We start from the raw sequence: 21,767 nt of genomic DNA, 5'->3' as shown, positions 1-21,767 counted from the left end.
TCAGCAAACAATTAAAGACTGATCCCGCATTGCGCGTGATCAGTCTTTTTGATGCTTTAGAATCCTTGAGTAGAACGGTTGTAATAGATCAGATGCTGCTCAAGCGAGGTGGGCTCAACGATTAATTTAGTAACGCTGCAGTTTTCTGGCTCCAGAATCGTCAAGCCTGGCGCATGCGTGGCACTGGCCGCAAACGAACGGACCGTAAAGCCATGCGTAACAACAACGACCCGCTCGTCTGGATGCTGAGCCGTAACGTCTTTTATAAAGTCCTGAACGCGCTTTTCCACATGTTCAAATGTTTCGCCATGGGCAACCGCAGCATATTCGGGACGTACATCCTTGACAAACGTCGAAAACAATTTTGGATATTGATTCATCAGATCAGCATTCGGTTGACCATCCCAGTCCCCATAAGAAATCTCCAATAAACGCCTGTCTTCGATGACCGGCAGCCGCGCTTCCTCATTTAGAATCGCCGCGGTCTGCTTGGTGCGTTCCAAAGGCGAAACATAAAGCGCGTCAAAATCACGCAGATCAAAATTTTGGGCCAGAAGCTGTGCCTGCGCGCGTCCCTCGTCAGTCAGATAGGTCTGCGGCGTATTAATGGTTCCCTGCTTGAGCCCGGCCGCATTGGCAAAAGTGCGGCCATGGCGAACGATGTAAAATTCGGTCATATTCTTTTCCTTTCGACTTTGGTTTTTGGTCATTATACCAGAATCAAATTTATTATTGACGTTTTTTTGCAATCAGATTATAATTTTGTTAACAATAATTAATAATTTGATGAGGAGGGAACTGAATATGCTGTTAAACAATTTTGATTTTGCATTGATGGTTTCCTCATCATGGTCTTCCCGCGTTTAGAAGGCCGTATTTTGAGTTGGCCTTCGCGATAAGTGAGGTCAATTCAAATCCGAGACTGAATTTGAAGGGCACTCACTTAATCAAGTGGGTGCTTTTTTAGTTTAAGATTTGGAGGAATGACAATGACTGTCTATAATTTTGCGGCTGGTCCGGCCGTCTTGCCAAAAGAAGTCTTGAAAAAAGTGCAGGCTGAATTATTAGATTTCAATAATTCCGGTATGAGCATTCTGGAAATCTCGCACCGCTCTCAGCTGTTTGTTGACGTTTATGAGGATGCCAAGGCGCGCATCTACAAATTGATGAATCTGGATGATCAGAAATACGACGTTTTGTTCATGCAGGGCGGTGGTACCACGCAGTTTACGGCCGTGCCATTGAACCTTGCCTGTCAGCATCATCGTGCCGCTTATATCGACACTGGTCACTGGTCTGAACGCGCCGTTGAAGAAGCACGCTTGATCAAAGGCGTGGAAGCCGATATTCTGGCCTCCTCTAAAGACCAGCACTACACCACCCTGCCAAAAGTACCAGCCATTCCACAAGATACCTATGACTACGTACACATTACGACCAACAACACCATCATGGGTACGGCTTGGCAAGAACTGCCGGAAACTAACGGTACGCCGCTGGTTGGCGACCTTTCTTCCAACTTCTTAGGTCAAGACTATCCGTTTGAAAGATTCGCCCTGATGTATGCCGGTGCGCAAAAAAATCTGGCTCCTGCTGGCGTCACGATCGTAATCTTGAAAAAATCGCTGCTGGGTCATGTCAAGGGACTGCCAAGCATGCTCGACTACACCAAGCAGGCCGCCAAAAAGTCCGCGCTCAACACGCCGCCTATCTTCCAAATCTATGTTGCCGGGCTGGTTTTGAAATGGATCGATGAACAAGGTGGCGTTAAGGCCATGGACGCTCGCAACCGCAAGAAGGCCCAATTGCTGTACGACTGTCTGGATAACTCCAAGCTGTTTAAAAACAATGTCGATCCTCGCTATCGTTCGCTCATGAACGTGCCATTCGTAACCGGCAATGCTGAGTTGGATGCCAAATTCATCAAAGAAGCTCAGGAACACGGTCTATTGAATCTAAAAGGTCACCGACTCGTTGGCGGCATGCGGGCAAGTATCTATAACGCCATGCCATATGATGGTGTCGTTGCTTTGTGTGACTTTATACAGCAATTCGAAAAAGAAAATCGCTAGGAGGAATCTTTCATGTACCAGATCAAAACCTATAACGCTATTGCTCAAGCCGGACTTGATGAATTTACGACTGACTACCAGATCAATAATCCTGAAGCCCAGCCCGATGCCTACATGATTCGCAGCGTGGATCTGCATGATCATGAGTTTCCCAAGAGTCTGAAAGTCATCGCGCGCTGTGGGGCCGGTTTTAACAACATCCCATTGGACAAAGCCCTTGAAAACGGCACGGTCGTCTTCAATACACCTGGCGGCAATTCCAATGCCGTTAAGGAGCTGGTCGTTGCCTCAATGATTATGGCCAGCCGGAACATCATCGCGGCCGTTCAGTGGAGTGCCAATGCCAAGCCTGGTGCTGATATTACGCTGCGGACCGAAAAACAAAAGACCAGCTTCAACGGCACTGAGCTTTTAGGCAAGCGCATCGCCGTCATTGGCATGGGCCACGTTGGCTCGCTGGTTGCCAACGCCGCCGTTGATCTGGGCATGGACGTCATCGGCTATGACCCTTATCTTTCCGTTGAATCGGCTTGGCAGCTGGAAAGTCAGGTCAAACGCGCACAGACAATTGCCGATGCTATCAAAGGCGCCGATTTCGTAACGGTTCACGTTCCTAAAAATGAAGAAACCACTGGACTGATCGGCACGGAAGAATTAAAGCATTTCAAGCACGGCGCCGTTTTGCTCAACTACTCGCGTTTAGGAATCGTTGACAATGCCGCTGCCGTCAAGGCCCTGGCTGATGGCACGCTGAAAAAGTACTACACTGACTTCAGCGAGGCTCAGATCCTGAATAATCCTGATATCGTCATCATGCCGCATATCGGCGGCTCAACGGTCGAAGCTGAGGTCAAGTGTGCACAGATCGCGGCTCATGAAATCATGACCTATCTGGAAACCGGCAACATCAAAAACTCGGTCAATCTGCCGGATGTAGCCGCGCCATTTGCCAGTCCTGATCGTTTCACCTTGATTCACCAAAACATCCCGAACATGCTGGGGCAGATTTCGACGTTTATGGCCGATGAAGGCATCAACATTGAAAACCTGGTCAACCGTTCGCGCGGCAATTATGCCTATACGATGCTAGATGTTTCAAACCTCACGCCGGCAACCGCGCAAAAAGTGATTGACCGTTTAAGCCAAGTCGATGCCATCACTCGCGTCCGCTTGATTCATCACGACTAGTCCGCCCAATCAGCAGCCATAAGTTGACTCACTTATCTTAATTTATTTGCTCAATATCAAAAGACCACCCGCAGATCAGCGCTGGTGGTCTTTTGACGTTCTGGTTATTTAAATTGCTTCAATCATTCAAGCAGATGCTGCTCTTTGAGAATTTCTTCGATCCAAGTTCCCTTTAGCTTGCGCAGCGCGGTCTTGGCAGCCAGCTTTGGTACCGGCAGATCCATCTCTGGCAATGTCTTCTTGTCACTCAAGTAGTACAGGGCCCGCAGTTCTTGGCGGATGTCAAAGACGGAATCAAAGACTTCAGGAACGCCGCGATCAACGTTAAAGAGCGTGTAGACGGCTTCCATCGCGGTCCGAACCGAGTATTCCGTGGTAAAGACCGTGTCGCGAGTTGGCGATTCGGCAAAGTTGCCCAAGAAGGCCAGGTTTTGCGATCCCTTTGGCACGACTGCCGGCCGATCACCCTTTTTACGTAGCTGGAAGTAGCTGGTAACATAAGGCATGTATACTGGTACGGTATTGACGTCGTTTTCGGCATAGCCCTCAATGTCATCAACCGGAACGCCCAGGTGGTAGAGCAATTCCTCAGTAATCTCTTTGCCTGAACAGTCCACGACCCGTTTCTTGATGTAGTTGCCTTCCGTGTCGGAATAAAGCGCGTAGATCCAGACAACCGTTTCATCCGGCTTTTGATCCTTAAAGTGCGGTTGTCTGTGAATCGTAAAGCTCAGCATCCAGTTTGAGTCGGTAACCGTGATGATCCCACCGGTGTTGACCTTGCCATCATAAAGACTGCGCTTGGTCAGCCGTTCAAAGTATGGTGCCAGCTTGCGGTTCTTAAGCGTTGCCGTAGCTGAGATGAACCAGGCCCGGTCAGGAACGTTCTTGCAGAAGACATCGGGATGACCAAAATCGGCATCCTGATAGGAAAGATTCTCCCACAGCTTCCAACTTGGCCCTAAGCTGTGCGTAATCGGTGCCGGCGTGTTCTGATCGCCATAAGTTGAACTCTCAGTAATCGAGCCATTGGTAACAAAGACATAATCGTTGTCGGTCAAGACGATTTCTTCATCCTTGCCATCCTTAGTCAGCAGAATCTTTTTGGCAATCTTCTTGTCATTGCTGGTATCAACCAAGACATTGTTGACCACGGTGTCGTATTGAATGTCGACATTGTGATCCTGCAGATATGCCAAGACCGGCTTAGTCATTGACTCATACTGGTTGTATTTGTTGAATTTCAAGGCACTCAGCGTTGGCAGCCCATCGATATGGTGAATATAGCGCATGCAGTAGCGCCGCATTTCAATCAAGGAGTGCCACTTTTCAAAGGCAAACATAGTAGACCAGTACAGCCAGAAATTAGTGTCAAAGAACTCATCTGGGAACCAGTCGCCAATCGTCTTGCCCTCTAATTTGTCTTCTGAGGTCAAGACCAGCTTAACGATATATTTTGAAAACTTCTCGACGCCATACTTGCCATCACTAGGTACCCGATCGCCGCGATTGTGAATCAGGCGGCAGTTTGATGAATTGGGATCATCCTTGTCCAACCAGTAGTACTCATCCAGATAAGAGGCGCCTGGGATTTCCAGGGAAGGAATTGAGCGATACATGTCCCAAAGGCATTCAAAGTGGTTTTCCATTTCTCGACCGCCCCGAATGACGTAGCCAACGCCGGGACGCTTCTCACCATCAAGTGAGCCCCCCGCAACCGGCAACTCTTCTAAGATATGAATGTTTTCGCCAGGCATCTGAGCATCACGAATCATGAAAACGGCCGCTGCCAAGCCGGCCAGCCCCCCACCAATAATATAGGCGTGTTTTTGTTCGATTCCCTCAGGTTTGCGAGGACGTGCAAATGCTTCATAATTACCGTTGGAATAATACATAAAAACCCCTCCAGTGTAAAATAAACCTTGCGAAAGCGATAACATCAGTTCATACGTTTATTATAGCGCTTACAAATCGTTGGAACAAGTTCAGATTACTAGTCTGTCTATTAATGAACCAGATTAACTAAAATGTGCAAAAACGTCCAGAAAGCATCTCAACCTTGCATTATTGCTGATGGGCAACTGCATTTTTTGTTTTTAGAGCAAGAAAGCACAGAACGAAGGTAAAATCCCACGGTTCTGTGCTTTCAAGTTTCAGCTTTTAAATTCATTATTGAATAAATTCAGCCACGGCCTCGACATAATTTTGAAAATTTGAGCGGTGTATCAACCAGTTTCGCAGTAAAAAAATCCCCACTTCATTTTTGAAGCAGGGAATTGATCTTCACCAATCCGATTTAACAAAGGCCCAAAACTATTAAGTGTCTAGGTGTCTATATGGTGTCTACACTTTGCAATTTCTAGTGATTACTAAAACCCCAAAACCTATCATATCAAGGCTTTGGGGCTTTTAGTCAGTTTTAGATGTCTCTGAAAAAGGAGAGTACAGGAAAACTAGTCATTGATATATCAACGTTTGTCGCTTGTTTTGTCGTGAAATTGTCGTGGAGCTTAAAGTTCCGCAAGTTTATCAATAATTAAACTATCATTTTTGGCCTTATACTCATCAATCAAGTATGAATAGGCTCGTAGTGTAATAGTAATATCTGAATGACCTAAACGCTTGCTAATGGCGTATATATCTATCCCCTTGCTTAACAGATAGGCCACATGAACATGACGTAATGAATGGAAGTGAAAGCCTTGTTTTTCTATGCCGACATCCTTCATAATAGATAAAAGAGTTTTATTTAAAGCGCTGCTAGTTGGAATAGTCCCTAGCACATTTTGAAATACCATAGTTGTATTATTAGCCTTCAAATCTGCTAATCGTTTCAGCAATTCCCGGTTAACCTTGATTATCCGGTTGCTAGATTCTGTTTTAGTTGGTTTGAAGGCCTTTTTTGTATCATCCCACGATTTATTTATGGTAATCGTAGCGTGAAGGAAGTCTATATCTTTCCAGGTAAGCGCCTGTATTTCACTCTTTCTCATCCCTGTATAGATGGCAGTTAATATCATATAGCGGCTAGTATTGTAATGATTAAGGCTTTCAATAACGGCCGTTTTAAGTTTTATCAGTTCATCGTTATTTAAATATTCAACTTTCCTTTTTTTCATGTTAAAGACAAGCTGAACATTATGAGTGAAGTCTTTGGTGATAACATCATCATCAATTGCGTAGCCAATACAAGCCCTAATAATGCTATTCAACTTAGAAACTGTACTTTGAGCATGATTCTTCCCAAACCAATTAATGAATTCCTGGTATTCAGAACGTTTAATATCAACCAATGCCGTATTATCAAAATACTGGCCAATTACTTTTTGAATTGTCCTATATCGACTTAAAGAAATACTAGAAACTTGGTTAGCTTTATAGATTTTGTACCATCTTTCGTAATAGTCTACAAAGGACATTGACGCTAAATCTATGTTCACGGCTTCCAGTTCGTTTTCTTTATCAGCAGCAGCTTTCAGTGCTTCCCGTTTTAGCTTGAAGCAGCCAACAGATTTTTGCCGCCATTTGCCATTGCTATCCCGAAAGCTGGCATAACCGTAATAGCCTTTTTTAGCTTTTCTTACATAACTCATATTATTACCCCTTTCAATCGCACAGCTTGCCGGCATGGATTGAAGGTTATTTTTATGAGCGGACCAGCCCGGACATTTACCCGGTCCAGTCCATAATATGAAGAAGGCCCAACGAAAAAACAACATTGGGGCAATAGTAGGGGATGAACATTCAAGCTATTCACTAACTATATTTAGCTATCTAAACGGCTATGCTACTACAAATTGCTACATCCCTAGCAGCACGAATTCAAAAACCAAAAATGGATTTTGATTGCTTACGTGAATTTTATGGCCACGACTGAATGCAAAAACAATTCTGCCAAAAGTGGCAGAGTTAGAACAGCACAGTTTTGTGCCCTTATTGATAAACGAGTACATCCCTAGCAGCTAAAAATATTACTTAGAAAACAAGATTTATTTTAATTAAAAGGGAAGTTGTTGATGCTGGTACGTCATAACTATTCCGCTAGATAAATTTGAATAATCAGATTCAAAATCATCAAACCTAAAGCTTACAGAAATATATTGTGGAAGTTCAACAGAAGCAATATGTGATTGAAATTTTATGAGATAGTTATCAATTGAATTTTTTATATTACTTTGAATTACTTGCCTAAAACCTTCTGTTAAATCATTATTCCAAAAATTTAAAAAGTTTTCCTTCTGTAATTTCATATTTTCCTCTTTTGGTGGATTCCCCAAAACAACTTTAAGTTTGGGAATATCCATAATAAGATTATTATTTCCAAATTCATTAGAAGGATTAAAAGAAATTTTATTTTCAGAAATAACTGATAATTCGAATGTTTTTTTACTTTCCCCTGCTGAATAGTTGTTATTAGTTTTTGTTAGATAAAGATTTAAATAAAAAGGTTCGATATACCAGTCAGACGCAGCAACATTAAGGTCTGAAGAATCGATAAATGGGTCGTTATCAGCATCAATAGATACATCCACATCAAATGGTAGATACTCAAAGAATTCAGCAGGTGTAACGCCTAAATATTGGCATAATAAGTTAACGGTTTCAAACTGAATCATTTTTCCGCTATTACTAACAGTTGCGTTTATAGTATTTCTGGATAAATTGTTAATATCGTTAGCTATACGAGTAGCTTTTAACCCTCGTACATCCATTAGTTCTTTTAATCTGTTCCGAATCATTATAAGCACCTCTTTTTTTATCAAAGATAAAGCATTATCAGTCAAAAGACAACTATTATTGTCATTCAAAGCCAATAATAGTTGTCTTTTATTTTTTATTATGCTATGATTTTCAACATTAAAAGACAACAATACTTGTCTTTTAACTAAAAACGGAAGAAAAGGGGGAAGAAAAATGACTGAATATTTTAATTATCAACAAGCTATGAAAATTTTAGGAATTAAGTCACCTACCACATTGCGAAAATACATCAAAGACGGTTTGCCAACTATCCAAGTAGGTAATTCTAAACGTATTGCAAAATCTGACATAGATAAATTCATGACTGACCATCGTGTAGTGACAACGCAAGACAAATAAAAGGGATGGCGATTTATGACAGAAGAAATTATTAAAGCCGCAGCAAAGAAACATGATTTAACTATCAAGGTTGAATATTGGGATGACTTCCCTATTCATTTTGTTCAGATTAATAATGATTGGCCGGTTGTTGCTAAAGACGTAGCAGCAGCGCTTGACTATTCAGACGCTGAACACCTTACCCGGCGAATCCCCGCTAAATATAAGTTAACCCCCAAACTGGGGGTTAATAGTCAAGGCGGGAAAATCATCTTATTAACTGAACCGGGCATTTATAAAGCTGTGTTTGGCAGCCATAAACCAGAAGCTGAACAGTTCCAAGACTGGGTTTACCAGGTAATTAAGCAATTACGAAGGCAAACGGGTTTACAGGGCTATGAAGCCTTTAAAATGCTTGATACTCGTATTCAAAAACAGGCCATGCAACGGCTGGACGCTAACAACAAAGTGGACTACATCAAGGCCAATTCCATTGCAAATAAGGCAATTGCCAATAAATATGGATTGCCCAAGATGATTAGTAAAAATCAAATGACTTCTAACATGAAACGTGACCGGCCTACTGTTCTCAATGACGTTGTGGACCTAATGAATGCTAAAAAACGTTTCAACCTCGATATTTCAGTATCAAAGACTATTTATGACAATCTGAAAAAACAATCGAGGTGAAAGTCATGGATATTGGATTAAAGCTGCCACCGGAATTGGAACAGGCTACCCGTGAAATGGTGGCCACCGCTATTAAATCAGCAATAGCAGAAGCCCGAAATAAAAACAGCTTCCCGCCGTATATGACACAACAAGAAGCTAGTAAATATTTGCACGTTTCACCAGGCACTTTTAATAAATGGCAAAGGATTTATAACATCCCTGTTGTTCAGATTGAAGGCGTTAAACGCTACAAGCGTACATCCCTAGATAACTTTATGGATACTATCGAAAAATAACAATTCCACAGCTTGCCGGCATGGAGTTTTTAGGAGTAATGAGGATGAAACTATTAAAAGCAATCGACAATCAGATTTTAAATTTTTGGTATGCCTATCCAGAAGATAGGTTTTGGGCATATCTGGCAACAATGCCCGCCGTAATTTTGATTATAGATTTACTGTTCCTAGTATTTGATTAAGGGGATGAAATATCAATATGGACAAAGAAGAGCAGCAATTATTAACGCTAATTCCAAAAGGGATGGACCGACCACGACCATTAAAAGAGCTGGTTACACTGACCGGCTGGAATAGTCGCAAAGTCCGGGCCACCATTTACCGTTTGATAGTTGTACATCATCAACCTATTGGTGCAAAGTATGAATATCCAAATAACGGTTATTTTCAAATTACTAACAATGATGAACGAATGGCAGCCCTAGCCCCGTTAACATCACAAATTGCACAAATCACCCGGCGGGCAGAAGCAATCAGTAACGCTAATTTAGAGGACCAAGAATAATGCTTCATGAAACAAAAAAAGCCGTTAATGCTGACTAACTACCACATCAAACAGCATTAACAGGCCAAATAAATAGATAAAGCAGTAATTAAACCGCCTTGCCTATTTTATCATGAATCACTTTTAGCGGGGACATCCCCAATATTTATCTGGGGGTCTATGAAGTATCGACCCCTTAATGCTAACTAATACAAGAAATTAAAGAGGTAAAACATGGCTGAACAAGAATACAAATTTTACATGACTGATGACCACAAAGGCAACAAAGCGCTAGTAGCGGTTCAAGGGCATTTCACTAAAGAAATGGAAAAATTAGGAAACAATGGAATCATTACAGATGAACGATTTTTTAAAGACTATGGCGAAACCATCAACAAAATTAAAAGTCTGCTGAATCATGCAACAGTTAAAGCGGACGGTAAATCACACGGCTAGAAGGGATGAAAGCCAATGAATAAGCTAAGCGCCGCTATTAAATATGCTGAATTAGGTTTTTCAGTTCTGCCAATGAATGGCAAGCAGCCGTTAATTAAGTTCGCTAACCGTCCACCGCTGACCGTTGACCAGATTAAATATTATTGGGGGAAGTGGCCTAATGCCAACATTGCATTGCGAACCATTGATTTTTTTGTAGTTGATATTGATACCAAGAAAGCACACGGGCATGATGGGCTGACATCAATTAAGAACCTTCCACAAGGTACTATTTTACCGACTAAGACGCAGCAAACATCAAGCGGTGGCTTTCAAATGTTTTATAGCAAGCCCAAAAATGGCCAGGTTAAACAAGTAATTGGATTACTTCCTGGCATAGATATTAAGGCACATAAAAACAACTATGTATTAGTTCCACCGTCAACAACAGATAAAGGCAATTATCATTGGATTAATTCATATACGCCAATAGGAAAACCCAGCAAGCTACTAGTTGATATGATAAGCAATTATCATCCCCAAACAAGCCACCAAAAATGGCACTATGAGCCTGGCAAGAAATGGACGGGTATTGTTTTAGATAACATTGTACAAGGCGCACCAGAAGGCCAGAGGAATGATTACATGACCCGGTTATGCGGGCAGATGATTCACGCCGGCGCAGAAAAATACACCGTTTGGACGCTAATTAATTATGCTAATCAATTCAATACCCCACCACTGAATGATAAAGAGTTAAGCCGAATTGTTGCCAGTGTATTAAGAGAGGAGCTGAAAAATGAGCAGTAACAACCATCAAATTAATGATTCCACTGTTAATGCCTTATTTGATGAATTAGACAACAAAAAGAAAAAATCCCCCACAGTCCCAGCGTGGGCTATCAAAGGGAAAAATGGAATTTATACGACCCCGCCATTACTAGGAAAACATATCCTAGATAGTAATAAGTTTATGTACTTCCAGCATGGCAAAAACTTAGATTTATACTCTTACAATTCAAAACTAGGACTATGGCAGATTATCACTAAGCAGCAAATAGACAAACAGGTTACAAACCAACTTAACAAAATTAATGACTGGTCAAGCCGTAAAATGCACGACACAACAACATTTGTTATTAGTTCAATTGATACGCTTAATGCTAGTTATACCATCAATGACGTTGTGGACGTTGACAAAGTACATTTTAAAAATGGTGTTTATAGTTTTGCAGAAGATAAAATGCTACCCCACTCACCTAATTATTATTTTTCACGAGGTCGCAACTACTCACTCAATCCTAGCAAGCGGCCTACACCGAACACAGATAAATGGTTAATCGAAAGCGTAGGGGAAGATGGTTATACCCTATTAATGCAATATATCGGCTATCTGTTTTATCGAACCAATATAACCTGGCAAGCATTCATTATTTTACTTGCTAATGGCGGGGATGGTAAAAGTACATTCTTTAATTGGCTAGATGAATTAATTGGGGATGAAAATACTAGCACGGTATCACTGGAAAACTTAGCTATTGAGAACAACAAGTTTGCACTTTCCCGCCTTGTTGGAATGCAACTAAATTATGATGCAGACATTACCAATGCACTAATCAGAAAGCCAGATAAACTTAAAAAAATATCTGGTAATGACAGAATAGACGTAGAAAACAAAGGGAAGGACGCCTATAAAGTCAAATTGTTTACTAAGTTAATGTTTGCAGCTAATGACTTACCAGCCTTCAAAGACAATTCTGGTGGCTTCAAACGCCGGGCAATCATCATCCCTTTTAAAAAGATTCCTAATTTTAGAGAGCGTTTCAGTTTAAAGGCTATCTATCGTGAAATTCCACAGTTTGCTTATAAGTGTATGCGGGCTTTTTGGGAAGTTCACAACCAGGAACGTATTAAAACATCCCCAACTATGGACAAACTAAATGATGAATGGAGCGGGGCAAACAACCATGTTATTGAATTTGTAGATGATTATTGCACTGTTGAAGAGGATGCAAGAGAAAAGAAAGTTTACGTTTATCAAGCGTACAAGAATTTCTGCTTTGAGAATGGTTATAAGCCACTTTCCAGCGTTCAATTTACCAAAGAATTAAAGCGGTTGGATACTACACCTAAAATATATGACACCACCGCAAAAATTGATGGTAGAGCGTATAAGAGTTACATCAACATCAAATTAAACCAGTCTGAAAAAGTGTAAAAGTTACCGAAGTTACTACCCGGTTACCGCTATTTTTGCCACGTTAACCCTTGCGACAGTAAGCGAGTTACCAAGTTACTATTATTTATATAAAGTAAATAAATATATAGTAAAAAAGCTATACCCCTATCCATATATATAGGAATGAGAAGCAGACAAAAAACAGTAACTTGGTAACATCCCCGACCAGCATTTTAAAGTACAAGATGGCCATGTATTAATGGATGGTTACGCAGTTAGGATGGCAGCTAGTACTGTACTAAATGACCCCACATCAACAGAGGAGCAAAGGAACATTGCTTGGAGCTTGTTAGACCGGTTAGCAGATGCAGAGGATTCAGACAACAACGAATGGTATTAAGCAAATAAAGGCGGTTATTAAGGCCGCCTTTTTATCAAGAATATATTTATCAGTGCAAAATAAGCTAGAATTGCACCGCAAATAATTAATAGAAAGAATTGAGGGATGAACATGAGATTAATCACAATCAGCGACCAACACGGCCACGCCTTACGATATGACTACCACACGGCACTAAAAGGCATTAAAAGCCTATATCGCTATGAGTTAACGCAAGGCGACAAGAAACTAAATGATATTGCTGAAACTATGCTGCCACTACTTGGCCATGACCTGAATAACATCAAAGCCTGCTATTGGCTTGTATTGAGCCTAAACAATGGCGTATATCAGAAAGTAATGGACTTGCTGGCATTAAATGGTGATACGTTCAAAACATTGTCAGCGGTTGAAAGACTGGACACGATTTACAGAAATACAAAGAGCAAAAAGCGAACCGTTAGCGGTAATAGCCTAGCAGCCTTACATCTAACACAACATCAATCAATAGCAGTTCAGCGAGCCAATGACTTTTTAGCCAATATGGACGAAACAAATATTGCTGCTAATCTATTGCGGGCTATGGTCAGCGGTCAGCTGGACAAAATAAAAACCCCGCTACCAGCAGGCAACGGGGAAAAACTTAAAATTAAAGCATAGTAAGTAAAAAGCACGCCTAATTATAACACTTGTAGCAGCTTATAAGTGTAACCGTGCTTTTTGTTTTGAGTTAAGGGGGATGAAACTTTGGGAGTATTGTTTAAAACAAAACCGGTAGATAAAGTAAAGACCGGCGCAAACGTTAGAGCCTTTTTTAAAAATGACGTGCAAGAATTGCAAGCAATGGCTGGCAGAAAACTAACCGGCTTTATTACATCCCCAAACTTAACCAAGACTGGCAGCAGCAACCACGCAATCAATGGCATTGAATCATGCTATTTAGAGGCAGTTAATGCTGACCAAGAATTAGAAACCATAGCGGCAGCCATTAACACGTGTAGCGAAAAAACTAAAAAGATAATTATCATGAGGTGCATTGAAGAACGGCCACACCGACAAATGGAGGAATATTTTTGCCTTAGCAAGTCGCAATATGGCTTGTATCAACAAAAGGCCCTTTGCGAGTTTGCCGAAAATTATGCTAGATACGGCAGAGAATTAAGAGTATTTGCTGAAAACTGAATTAGTTGTTTGAAATGTAGGAAAATGTAGGAATTAAAAGGGATCGGCGTTTTACCGACCCCTTTTTTAATTGGCTTAAGCAAGATGGAGCAATAAACGACCCTTTTTCAAGGCTGACAAAAGATCAGCAAACCATTGTCAGGCTTGACTTTGAAGACGGATATAGCAATAAAGAAATTGTTCCTAAACCACCTAAAACAAACATCCCCCCGCCCTGCCTAAAAATTGGCAGAGCGCACACATTGCCATTGCTTTTAACGGTAACGGCTTTTAAAAACATTTTAGTGTAGGGGGGCTATAAACGGCACTGAGCCACAATGAAAAGCAGTATCTGTTAATAGTTGATCGTTCATGATCATTAAAAGAGAAAGGATCAAAATTGAGCCTATCTTTGTTAACTAATGTTAACCTTAAACGCTAAAAGCTAGGAAATGCTAGGGTTAAACGCAATTTAAACGCAATGAAAAGCAGTAGCCGCTTATAGTTGACCATTCATGTTTGATAAAGCCCAACATAGACAAGCGAAAATGAATCCAGTATTGGTTTTATCTATTTACCATGATTGACTTGGACAAAATTGGACAAAACGGCCCTTTTTACAAATTTGATGAAAGACATCAAGGCTTGGCAGAGCGATCATTTTCTCAACATATTGGGAAAAACGCCGCTTAAATGAGTCTAAATGTTAATTCGACAGTCGAAAATTCGACAGTCGAGAAAATGGAGAGCCCAAAAATGGACTATCAAAAGCCCAGATCAAAATTGAGCCCGGTTAAATAAGAGTTTTGAAACTCAATAACGTTTTGTTATTGAGTAACGACCGTACTTTAAAGTCCGCTCATTACAGGCCATAAATAAACTTTCACCACAAGTGGAGAATGACATCCCCAACAAGTAGCAGATATTGCACTTTCGACACTTTTGCCGAAAGCAGCCGAATCCAAAACTGGATTGGGCCACCTTAAAAATAAGGAAACCCAACAAGTGGCAGGGATGAACCAAGCCAAAACTGGATTGGTTGAAACCTGATAAAACCTGAAAAAAGTTGGCCACAACTGGACAACTCAAAATGATTAGATTGTCCACAATTGGACACAAAGCAAAGGCTGGACAAAATTGGACATTTTAGCAGTTATCAAAAACTAGCAAAGCCATATCAAGCAGCTAGTTTTCTACTCAAAGTGGCAGATTAGACTGGTATAAAAAGGAATCAGTAGTGGGAACAGTTACGGTTGTTAGTTCACAATTTTACACAATTAAGCGGCTTTTAAGGGATAGGCAAAGCGACTTGCGAGGGATGAAATAAAGGTAGTCAGATAATTCTGATTGATTTAATTGTGAACCTAGCAACGCAATCAGATATAAAGATAATAATTCGATTGCGGAAAATCCCGCAGCCGAGAAAATGGCGAAATAACAACCAGGAACAAGCTGCCTAATTTCCAAAAATTTCCGGTTTTGGCCCTTTTTTTGGACAATCCATTTTTGGACTCACCTAATAGGCAGCTTTCAAGAGATGAACAAGGGGCTTAGCTACCTAACAAAACCTAACATTAAAACCAGTCAAAACTTGACTTTGAAGCCTTAAATCGAACCCCGCAATTACGGCAAAATAAAAAAAGACCACCCTTTAAAAAAGGCGGCCTATCCATGCCAGCAAGAGGTTTTATTTTGTCGTGAAATTGTCGTGGATTTAATAAAAAATAACCTTCAAACGGATATTAGCAAAATCAAGAATGCTGATATATCAACGTTTGAAGGCTATTATTTTTCGTTAAAAACCTTGAAAAAGGAGAGTACAGGATTTGAACCTGCGCGCCCGCTCAACACGGGTTCGCCGGATTTCGAGTCCGGTGCATTACCACTCTGCCAACTCTCCATAAGTCAACGCTAACTAGTATAGCGAATTTTTACAGATTTGACAAGAGTAGTAAGTAATTATTTTTGAATTTCAGCCAGCCAATTCATAAAGCGTTCTTTTTGCGAGTTGGCGATCAGCCACCAGCAAAGCGCCAGCAACAAACCAGCCCAGACGTCACTGGCATAGTGGACGTGCAGATAGACGCGCGAATACATAATCAGAAAAATCCAGCAAGCGCCAAGAACGCTGCCAAGCAGTCGGCTCCAGTTCGACTTGAAGAGTGGCCAAAGCAAAGCCAAAATCGTCAGGACAAAAATTACGGTTGCAAAGGTATGGCCGCTAGGAAAACTATACCCGCCGATTTTTTCTAATCGATGAGCAGGACGAGGCCGCATAACGCTGGTCTTAAAGAAAATTACCAGCAGATACCCCACAAACTGCATCGCGCCATACCACATGCTGATGCCAAGCTGTTTTTTCCACCATAGAATCAGCATCATTACCAGCGTTACCGGTCCTAGAAACTGTGGCGAGCCGAATGCGGTAATGAAAAGCATGACGCGAGTTTTCATAGCCGTAATTGGCATCGTTAAAGCAAAGCCAGCCTGGTCCATGGTTTTGATCTGGGAGTCATGACGCAAAACAGCAAACATGAAAGCCAGAAAAAACAAACCACAGACAACGCCAAAATCAATCCAACGCGACTTTTTCATAATCAAAATCCTCTCAAAACTAAGCATCTAAATTAGTATTTTACTATTTTTCCATTCCTTTACCAATGTTTATTCTCGACCAGTCATTACTTCTGATTGCTTCTTTTGAGCCAAGCTGCTCAGACACGCTGGCAAGGCTCATCTCTCAACCAATCATTGGTCTAAAAAACAGCCTGACTCGTTAAAAGAGCTTTGGCTGTTTTAAGATTAATCTTTTCTATGCCTTTTCAACCAGGCAGGCCACGCCCATGCCGCCACCGATGCACAGGCTGGCAATCCCAGTCTGTGCATCGAGATCATGCATTTCATGAATCAGCGTCACCAGAATTCGAGCTCCGGAACAGCCCACCGGATGCCCCAACGCTAATGCACCACCACGAGGGTTAACACGCCGTTCGTCCAGCTTGAGCCGCCGCAGACAGGCAACTGATTGTGAGGCAAAGGCTTCGTTGATTTCATACAGGTCAATATCATCACGGCTGATCCCATTATCCTTAAACAATTTTTCAATCGCGTAGGCTGGCCCTAGTCCCATATAGGCCGGATCAATACCGACCAGGGTTGCGGCCTGCCACTCGGCTAAAGGCTGCAGTCCATATTGCTTGACTGCCGATTCCGAGACCAGCATCACGGCTGCCGCCCCATCATTAAGTCCCGAAGCATTCCCCGCCGTAACCGTTCCTTGACTGGTAAATGACGGCTTTAGCTTCTGTAATGCTTCAAGTGAGGTATCCGCGCGCGGGGACTCATCTTCTTTAACGAGCATGGTGCCTTTGCGGGTCGGAACCTCGACTGGGACGATTTCATGATCAAAGGCATGACTGGTTTGTGCCGCAACTGCTTTTTGATGACTGCGCAGGGCAAATTCATCTTGCGCTTGACGACTGATTTGATCAAGCTCAGCAACGTTTTCCGCGGTAATTCCCATTGGATAGTTATTTTCAACATCAATCAGGGCATCTTTTTGTAAAGCATCGATTAATTGTCCATCCCCAAATCGATAGCCGCCACGAGCCTGATTTAAGATATATGGCGCCCGCGACATGCTTTCCATCCCGCCGGCAATCACAATCCGCGCTTGATTTGATTGAATCAGACTGGCTGCCAGATTAACGCTTGACAATCCTGAGCCACAAACGTCATTAATCGTGATTGCGGGCGTGGCATAGTCCAACCCGGCCCTAACTGCGGCTTGACGAGCTGGATTCTGGCCAGCCCCAGCTTGAATTACGTTGCCCATCAAAACTTGATCAATTGCCTCTTTGGTCACGCCGCTATCCTTGACGACGGCTGCGATTGCGGCTGCGCCAAGCTCCACGGCAGAAACGGCCGCTAAAGACTTGCCAAATTTACCAATTGGCGTCCGTCGCGCAGCAACGATATATGTTTTTTCCATTAAATTTCCCCCACAATATGAAATCTTGCAAACGTAACCTAGTTTATCGATTTTCGCTGTCCAGTGCAATTAATTGCTTTATTGATTAATGGCTACCTTTTATGTTCGTTTTATCAATCCCAAATTATCCAAAAAATGATTAATGATTGTCAAAACCTGCTGGATATATGGTAAAGTTTTTACGAATATACGTGAGGTGATTAATATGTTTTGGATAATTGCAACCGGCTGTGTGCTGTTGGCCGTTTTAATGCCGATCTACTGGAAACGCCATCCCGAAATTAAGACCACGCCTAAGGGATTGCTGATCTTTAAAGCAGCTGCCTGGGGTCTGGCTGCCGTCATGATTGTCTGCGCGCTTTTATTTGAGCAAAAATAATCAAACTGACATCCCGTTCATCCCGTTATCGGCAGCTTTCAGTAATATAAAACAGTGCCATTGCAGATTTGATCATCAACCTGCCATGGCACTGTTTTTGATTTTTCCTAGTTGCGTTTGCGCAGTTCGGCCCGAATATTGGCAACATCGCTGGCTTTACCAGTAAAGATCAAATGGTCGCCAGGTTCGATCACCGTCGTCCCCCTTGGAATCAGCCACTGCGTCCCACGACGAATCCGACTGACCGTCATCTGATCGATAAACGGCAGTGCCTGCAATTGCTGACCGGTATAGCGGCGATTGCGGACCACGACTTCATAAAGCCCGGCTTCGGTACTATTGAGCATCGTCATAATGGATGGTGACTCGATCAAGGCCCGCAGCACACTTGTTTGCACATTGTAGACATTAAAGATCTCAACCCCGAGTTTTTGCAGTTTGTTGCGCTGATCCTCATCCAGATTACGCTGATTCTGACCAGCAATCACGCGGTTGACGTGGTGCGCTTTAGCAAGTTTGGCCAGCCGGAAGTTTTTGGCATCATCCAGATAGTCAATCGCCATGATGTCGCAGTCAAAAAACTTACCCTTCTCTAAGGCTGCTTCGCTTAGTTCCGGCAGGTAGGTCAGATTTTTAACTTCACTGTCATAGGTTTTATAGTTGTCCTGACTGTCCGTAACCATTCGTACCTCATACCAGTTACGCGACAGCTGCTGAGCAACGGGAACACTGAAAACATTGGTCCCCAAAAAGACGACACGCTGCTTGAGCTTGTCTTCTGGTGCAAGACGATAGACTGAGTTAAAGACGATTGGCGCGATAATGCAGACGATCACGGCCGCCAAGACAAAGGCATCTGATTGTGTCGCAGTAATGGCATGCAGATTGCGCGCGACCTGCAGCGTTGGCAGAACCAGCGTAATCGTCGTAACCAGCAGGAACCCGCCAGCAAACGCATTCCGACCGTTGAATCGCTGCCGAAAGACCAGCATTGGTATAATTTTTGCCAGGATAAAGCAGACTACCAGTACCGGAATCAGCGCCAGAGCATGCGGATTGGTCAGCAGCGTGCGCAGATTCAGCTTGACACCGGTCATTAAAAAGAAAATCGGGATGAAAAAGCCATAGCCGATTGAGGTAAGCTTGTCCTGGGTAGCTTCACTTGGCTCCAGCAGCTTCATTACCATCCCGGCTAAAAAGGCTCCCAGGATATTTTCGGCCCCAACCGTCTCAGCCAGCGTCACCAGCGTAAAGATCAGAAAGAAAGCCAGCCGAATATCCAGCTGTGTCGTTGCCTTGGTGACTTTGTTAAACCAGATAAACGGCTGCTTGAACCGATTCAAAAGCACGATTGCCGCCAAAAAAAGCAGCACGATCATCCATAAACGCTCGGCATTGCCACCATTGATCGACGCATACACCGTCAGCGAAAGCATGGGAACGACCTCGCCTAAAACGGCCGTCAAAAGAATCGTCTGTCCCATCGGCCGGCTGAGAATTTCTTTTTCCTTCAGCGTGGCAATCACTACGCCCAGCGCCACCGTTGAGAAAATGATCGTTGCCAGTAGAACGTCATTGAACATCCCCGTTGTCTTCAATGCCATTCCAAGAACAAACGCGGTTAGCATGATACCAACAAATGAAGCAACGGCCAGATTAACCGGTGATTTTTTGTCCTTGGGTGCCCCAGGCCGCTTCTTGAATAGGCTGAAGTTGATCTCCATCCCTGATAAAAACATCAAGACGATCACGCCCAGACTGGATAAGAAAGTCAAGTCATGAGTTTGGACGACCAGATTAAAGCCGCTCTTGCCCAAGATAATCCCAACGATAATTTCCGCTACAGCAGTTGGCACACTGGCAACTTTAAAGCGCGCCATTAAGATTGGAATCAGCAGGGCTGAAAACATAATAACAAACATTGAAAGCTGTTCCATTATTTAATTTCCTCCACTTTTCGTTTAATTTTATTGATTGTTTGGGTTAAAATAAATACATGAAGTTACAAAATCCAGATAAGGGGACCTGAAAATGTCACAAAAACTATCGGCATGTACCAGCATTCTGATTGGCAAAAAGGCCAGTCGCGATGGCTCAATCATGATCGGCCGCAATGAAGATGCCAAGGCAGCCTGGCCCAAACGCTTGGTTGTCCACGCACGCGGCGAAATGCCATCTCAATTCGTTTCTAAGGATACCAAACTTGAACTGACGCTGCCTAAGATCAGTGCTCGCTATACGGCAACACCAGAATGGACCGACAAATACGGCCTGTTTGAAGAAGCCGGCATCAATGAATACGGTGTGGCCATGAGTGCAACCGAAAGCGCCTATTCCAACGATCTGGTGTTAGGCTATGATCCACTCGTTAAAGAAGGCTTAAATGAAGAGGCCATGGTTACGGTCGTTTTGCCATACGTCAAGACTGCTCGCGAAGGGGTGCAAAGACTTGGCGAGCTGGTTGCCAAATACGGAACTGGCGAAACCAACGGCATTCTGTTTGCTGATGACGATGAAGCTTGGTACCTCGAGACTGGTGCTGGTCACTACTGGGTTGCTCAGCGGATTCCTGATGACTGCTATGCTGTCGTTGCCAATCAATTAGCCATTCAAGAGATTGATTTTGACGATTCGGAGAACTTCATGTATCATCCCGGAATTCAGGAATTCGTTGAAAAAAACAATCTTAATCCGCACCCTGGTACCTTTAACTTCCGCCAGATTTTTGGTACGGCTGACCGCTCAGATGCCGTCTACAGTGAACCACGCGTTTGGTATGGTCATCAAATGTTCAGCCCAAAAGCCGCACAAGACGAGCAGCCGGAAGCTACCGACCTGCCATTTTTGATGAAGCCCGAACGCAAGCTGTCAATCTTTGACGCCCAGGCCTACCTTGGCTCGCATTATGAAGGAACGCCATTTGATCCAATTGGTACCGGTTCAGATGAAGAAAAGCACCGCTACCGCCCGATCAGCCTGGCCAAGACACAGGAAGCCCATATTCTGCAGACGTCGCGAGCTTCCAAAAACAGCATTCACTGGATTGCCATGGGCGTTGCCAATGAATCAACGTTTGTCCCATTCTTCAGCAATATCAACGACACGCCGGCGCCATACAAACGGGGCAAGCTGCCGGCTCAGCTCAATTCCGCATACTGGATCTTTAAGCACGCCAGCGTTTTGGTCGACAGTCACCTGCATGACTTTCTGCCAATGCTGCGCGATGTCCAAAAAGACTGCAACGCTAAAGCTATTGCCATGATCCAAGCCACTGATGAAAAGGCAGCTGGTCTGGCCGGCGCCAAACTCACCAACTACTTGACGCGTCAGTCGGAAAACTTCGCGACCGATGTTTTAAACGCCTATCGTCAGTTAAGCTTAGAATTAATCACCAAAATGACGGATTACTGTCCTTTGAATTTTAACACAGATGAAAACCTGTAATAAATAAT

General features: G+C 43.0%; 21 protein-coding genes and 1 tRNA gene. 14 read left to right on the top strand and 8 right to left on the bottom strand.

Annotated elements, in window-relative coordinates:
* Positions 1 to 56: 56 nt before the first annotated feature.
* Positions 57 to 677 (bottom strand): histidine phosphatase family protein, encoded by a 621-nt coding sequence (locus ACLUWI_RS07295; RefSeq protein ID WP_412146773.1) that lies wholly within the window; start codon positions 675 to 677, stop codon positions 57 to 59.
* Between the two features lie 312 nt (positions 678 to 989).
* On the opposite strand from ACLUWI_RS07295, the gene serC reads away from it, so the two are divergent.
* Both serC and ACLUWI_RS07285 read left to right on the top strand, forming a co-directional pair.
* Positions 990 to 2,072 (top strand): 3-phosphoserine/phosphohydroxythreonine transaminase, encoded by a 1,083-nt coding sequence (serC, locus tag ACLUWI_RS07290; RefSeq protein ID WP_412146772.1) that lies wholly within the window; start codon positions 990 to 992, stop codon positions 2,070 to 2,072.
* 12 nt (positions 2,073 to 2,084) lie between these two features.
* Positions 2,085 to 3,260 (top strand): phosphoglycerate dehydrogenase, encoded by a 1,176-nt coding sequence (locus ACLUWI_RS07285; RefSeq protein ID WP_412146771.1) that lies wholly within the window; start codon positions 2,085 to 2,087, stop codon positions 3,258 to 3,260.
* Positions 3,261 to 3,382: 122 nt separating this feature from the next.
* Here the strand turns inward: ACLUWI_RS07285 and ACLUWI_RS07280 are convergent, their stop codons facing one another.
* The 3 genes from ACLUWI_RS07280 to ACLUWI_RS07270 form a co-directional block, all read right to left on the bottom strand.
* On the bottom strand, positions 3,383 to 5,155 hold the full coding sequence (locus tag ACLUWI_RS07280) for an oleate hydratase (RefSeq protein ID WP_412146770.1): 1,773 nt from the start codon (positions 5,153 to 5,155) through the stop codon (positions 3,383 to 3,385).
* Between the two features lie 615 nt (positions 5,156 to 5,770).
* On the bottom strand, positions 5,771 to 6,853 hold the full coding sequence (locus tag ACLUWI_RS07275) for a tyrosine-type recombinase/integrase (RefSeq protein ID WP_278769863.1): 1,083 nt from the start codon (positions 6,851 to 6,853) through the stop codon (positions 5,771 to 5,773).
* A gap of 405 nt (positions 6,854 to 7,258) precedes the next feature.
* Positions 7,259 to 7,999: a helix-turn-helix domain-containing protein gene (locus ACLUWI_RS07270; protein ID WP_412146769.1), complete on the bottom strand. Its 741-nt coding sequence runs from the start codon at positions 7,997 to 7,999 to the stop codon at positions 7,259 to 7,261.
* A 175-nt stretch (positions 8,000 to 8,174) separates the two neighbouring features.
* On the opposite strand from ACLUWI_RS07270, the gene ACLUWI_RS07265 reads away from it, so the two are divergent.
* The 10 genes from ACLUWI_RS07265 (at position 8,175) to ACLUWI_RS07220 (ending at position 13,966) form a co-directional block, all read left to right on the top strand.
* The gene (locus tag ACLUWI_RS07265; protein WP_412146768.1) at positions 8,175 to 8,360 is read left to right on the top strand and encodes a helix-turn-helix domain-containing protein; all 186 of its coding nucleotides are present in this window, start codon (positions 8,175 to 8,177) and stop codon (positions 8,358 to 8,360) included.
* Positions 8,361 to 8,375: 15 nt separating this feature from the next.
* Positions 8,376 to 9,029 (top strand): Bro-N domain-containing protein, encoded by a 654-nt coding sequence (locus tag ACLUWI_RS07260; RefSeq protein WP_412146767.1) that lies wholly within the window; start codon positions 8,376 to 8,378, stop codon positions 9,027 to 9,029.
* A gap of 5 nt (positions 9,030 to 9,034) precedes the next feature.
* Positions 9,035 to 9,307, top strand: coding sequence for a DNA-binding protein (locus ACLUWI_RS07255; protein WP_278770013.1), 273 nt, complete (start codon positions 9,035 to 9,037; stop codon positions 9,305 to 9,307).
* A 44-nt stretch (positions 9,308 to 9,351) separates the two neighbouring features.
* Positions 9,352 to 9,489 (top strand): hypothetical protein, encoded by a 138-nt coding sequence (locus ACLUWI_RS07250; protein ID WP_278770016.1) that lies wholly within the window; start codon positions 9,352 to 9,354, stop codon positions 9,487 to 9,489.
* 17 nt (positions 9,490 to 9,506) lie between these two features.
* Positions 9,507 to 9,812, top strand: coding sequence for a hypothetical protein (locus tag ACLUWI_RS07245; protein ID WP_412146766.1), 306 nt, complete (start codon positions 9,507 to 9,509; stop codon positions 9,810 to 9,812).
* Positions 9,813 to 10,025: 213 nt separating this feature from the next.
* Positions 10,026 to 10,247: a hypothetical protein gene (locus ACLUWI_RS07240; RefSeq protein WP_278770020.1), complete on the top strand. Its 222-nt coding sequence runs from the start codon at positions 10,026 to 10,028 to the stop codon at positions 10,245 to 10,247.
* A gap of 15 nt (positions 10,248 to 10,262) precedes the next feature.
* Positions 10,263 to 11,036, top strand: a complete 774-nt coding sequence (locus tag ACLUWI_RS07235; RefSeq protein ID WP_278770023.1) for a bifunctional DNA primase/polymerase — start codon at positions 10,263 to 10,265, stop codon at positions 11,034 to 11,036.
* On the top strand, positions 11,026 to 12,444 hold the full coding sequence (locus ACLUWI_RS07230) for a phage/plasmid primase, P4 family (protein ID WP_412146765.1): 1,419 nt from the start codon (positions 11,026 to 11,028) through the stop codon (positions 12,442 to 12,444). Before ACLUWI_RS07235 ends, ACLUWI_RS07230 begins: the two co-directional genes overlap by 11 nt.
* A 472-nt stretch (positions 12,445 to 12,916) precedes the next feature.
* Positions 12,917 to 13,444, top strand: a complete 528-nt coding sequence (locus tag ACLUWI_RS07225) for a hypothetical protein (protein WP_412146764.1) — start codon at positions 12,917 to 12,919, stop codon at positions 13,442 to 13,444.
* A gap of 87 nt (positions 13,445 to 13,531) precedes the next feature.
* Positions 13,532 to 13,966, top strand: a complete 435-nt coding sequence (locus tag ACLUWI_RS07220) for an ArpU family phage packaging/lysis transcriptional regulator (RefSeq protein ID WP_412146763.1) — start codon at positions 13,532 to 13,534, stop codon at positions 13,964 to 13,966.
* A gap of 1,790 nt (positions 13,967 to 15,756) precedes the next feature.
* Here ACLUWI_RS07220 and ACLUWI_RS07215 read toward each other — a convergent pair.
* From ACLUWI_RS07215 to ACLUWI_RS07205, 3 genes are all read right to left on the bottom strand, one after another.
* A tRNA-Ser gene (locus ACLUWI_RS07215) sits at positions 15,757 to 15,845 on the bottom strand.
* A 59-nt stretch (positions 15,846 to 15,904) separates the two neighbouring features.
* A complete protein-coding gene (locus ACLUWI_RS07210) occupies positions 15,905 to 16,540 on the bottom strand; it encodes a phosphatase PAP2 family protein (RefSeq protein WP_412146762.1) in 636 nt (211 codons plus the stop codon).
* A 217-nt stretch (positions 16,541 to 16,757) separates the two neighbouring features.
* A complete protein-coding gene (locus ACLUWI_RS07205; protein ID WP_412146761.1) occupies positions 16,758 to 17,936 on the bottom strand; it encodes a thiolase family protein in 1,179 nt (392 codons plus the stop codon).
* A gap of 205 nt (positions 17,937 to 18,141) precedes the next feature.
* Between ACLUWI_RS07205 and ACLUWI_RS07200 the strand changes: the two genes are divergently transcribed.
* The gene (locus ACLUWI_RS07200) at positions 18,142 to 18,315 is read left to right on the top strand and encodes a hypothetical protein (RefSeq protein ID WP_155403349.1); all 174 of its coding nucleotides are present in this window, start codon (positions 18,142 to 18,144) and stop codon (positions 18,313 to 18,315) included.
* Between the two features lie 107 nt (positions 18,316 to 18,422).
* Here the strand turns inward: ACLUWI_RS07200 and ACLUWI_RS07195 are convergent, their stop codons facing one another.
* A complete protein-coding gene (locus tag ACLUWI_RS07195) occupies positions 18,423 to 20,252 on the bottom strand; it encodes a monovalent cation:proton antiporter family protein (RefSeq protein WP_412146760.1) in 1,830 nt (609 codons plus the stop codon).
* Between the two features lie 94 nt (positions 20,253 to 20,346).
* Here ACLUWI_RS07195 and ACLUWI_RS07190 point away from each other — a divergent pair, with 94 nt between their 5' ends.
* Positions 20,347 to 21,759, top strand: a complete 1,413-nt coding sequence (locus ACLUWI_RS07190) for a C69 family dipeptidase (protein WP_412146759.1) — start codon at positions 20,347 to 20,349, stop codon at positions 21,757 to 21,759.
* Positions 21,760 to 21,767 lie beyond the last annotated feature (8 nt).

Source organism: Limosilactobacillus mucosae (genome assembly GCF_046939755.1).
Taxonomy (GTDB): Bacteria; Bacillota; Bacilli; order Lactobacillales; family Lactobacillaceae; genus Limosilactobacillus; species Limosilactobacillus mucosae_A.
This window is presented reverse-complemented; position numbering and strand designations above follow the sequence as displayed.

What these genes read in the sequence shown, in the direction of transcription:
- ACLUWI_RS07295 (WP_412146773.1), bottom strand. Translation starts at nt 677, where the DNA reads ATGACCGAATTTTACATCGTTCGCCATGGCCGCACTTTTGCCAATGCG.
- serC (WP_412146772.1), top strand. Translation starts at nt 990, where the DNA reads ATGACTGTCTATAATTTTGCGGCTGGTCCGGCCGTCTTGCCAAAAGAA.
- ACLUWI_RS07285 (WP_412146771.1), top strand. Translation starts at nt 2,085, where the DNA reads ATGTACCAGATCAAAACCTATAACGCTATTGCTCAAGCCGGACTTGAT.
- ACLUWI_RS07280 (WP_412146770.1), bottom strand. Translation starts at nt 5,155, where the DNA reads ATGTATTATTCCAACGGTAATTATGAAGCATTTGCACGTCCTCGCAAA.
- ACLUWI_RS07275 (WP_278769863.1), bottom strand. Translation starts at nt 6,853, where the DNA reads ATGAGTTATGTAAGAAAAGCTAAAAAAGGCTATTACGGTTATGCCAGC.
- ACLUWI_RS07270 (WP_412146769.1), bottom strand. Translation starts at nt 7,999, where the DNA reads ATGATTCGGAACAGATTAAAAGAACTAATGGATGTACGAGGGTTAAAA.
- ACLUWI_RS07265 (WP_412146768.1), top strand. Translation starts at nt 8,175, where the DNA reads ATGACTGAATATTTTAATTATCAACAAGCTATGAAAATTTTAGGAATT.
- ACLUWI_RS07260 (WP_412146767.1), top strand. Translation starts at nt 8,376, where the DNA reads ATGACAGAAGAAATTATTAAAGCCGCAGCAAAGAAACATGATTTAACT.
- ACLUWI_RS07255 (WP_278770013.1), top strand. Translation starts at nt 9,035, where the DNA reads ATGGATATTGGATTAAAGCTGCCACCGGAATTGGAACAGGCTACCCGT.
- ACLUWI_RS07250 (WP_278770016.1), top strand. Translation starts at nt 9,352, where the DNA reads ATGAAACTATTAAAAGCAATCGACAATCAGATTTTAAATTTTTGGTAT.
- ACLUWI_RS07245 (WP_412146766.1), top strand. Translation starts at nt 9,507, where the DNA reads ATGGACAAAGAAGAGCAGCAATTATTAACGCTAATTCCAAAAGGGATG.
- ACLUWI_RS07240 (WP_278770020.1), top strand. Translation starts at nt 10,026, where the DNA reads ATGGCTGAACAAGAATACAAATTTTACATGACTGATGACCACAAAGGC.
- ACLUWI_RS07235 (WP_278770023.1), top strand. Translation starts at nt 10,263, where the DNA reads ATGAATAAGCTAAGCGCCGCTATTAAATATGCTGAATTAGGTTTTTCA.
- ACLUWI_RS07230 (WP_412146765.1), top strand. Translation starts at nt 11,026, where the DNA reads ATGAGCAGTAACAACCATCAAATTAATGATTCCACTGTTAATGCCTTA.
- ACLUWI_RS07225 (WP_412146764.1), top strand. Translation starts at nt 12,917, where the DNA reads ATGAGATTAATCACAATCAGCGACCAACACGGCCACGCCTTACGATAT.
- ACLUWI_RS07210 (WP_412146762.1), bottom strand. Translation starts at nt 16,540, where the DNA reads ATGAAAAAGTCGCGTTGGATTGATTTTGGCGTTGTCTGTGGTTTGTTT.
- ACLUWI_RS07205 (WP_412146761.1), bottom strand. Translation starts at nt 17,936, where the DNA reads ATGGAAAAAACATATATCGTTGCTGCGCGACGGACGCCAATTGGTAAA.
- ACLUWI_RS07200 (WP_155403349.1), top strand. Translation starts at nt 18,142, where the DNA reads ATGTTTTGGATAATTGCAACCGGCTGTGTGCTGTTGGCCGTTTTAATG.
- ACLUWI_RS07195 (WP_412146760.1), bottom strand. Translation starts at nt 20,252, where the DNA reads ATGGAACAGCTTTCAATGTTTGTTATTATGTTTTCAGCCCTGCTGATT.
- ACLUWI_RS07190 (WP_412146759.1), top strand. Translation starts at nt 20,347, where the DNA reads ATGTCACAAAAACTATCGGCATGTACCAGCATTCTGATTGGCAAAAAG.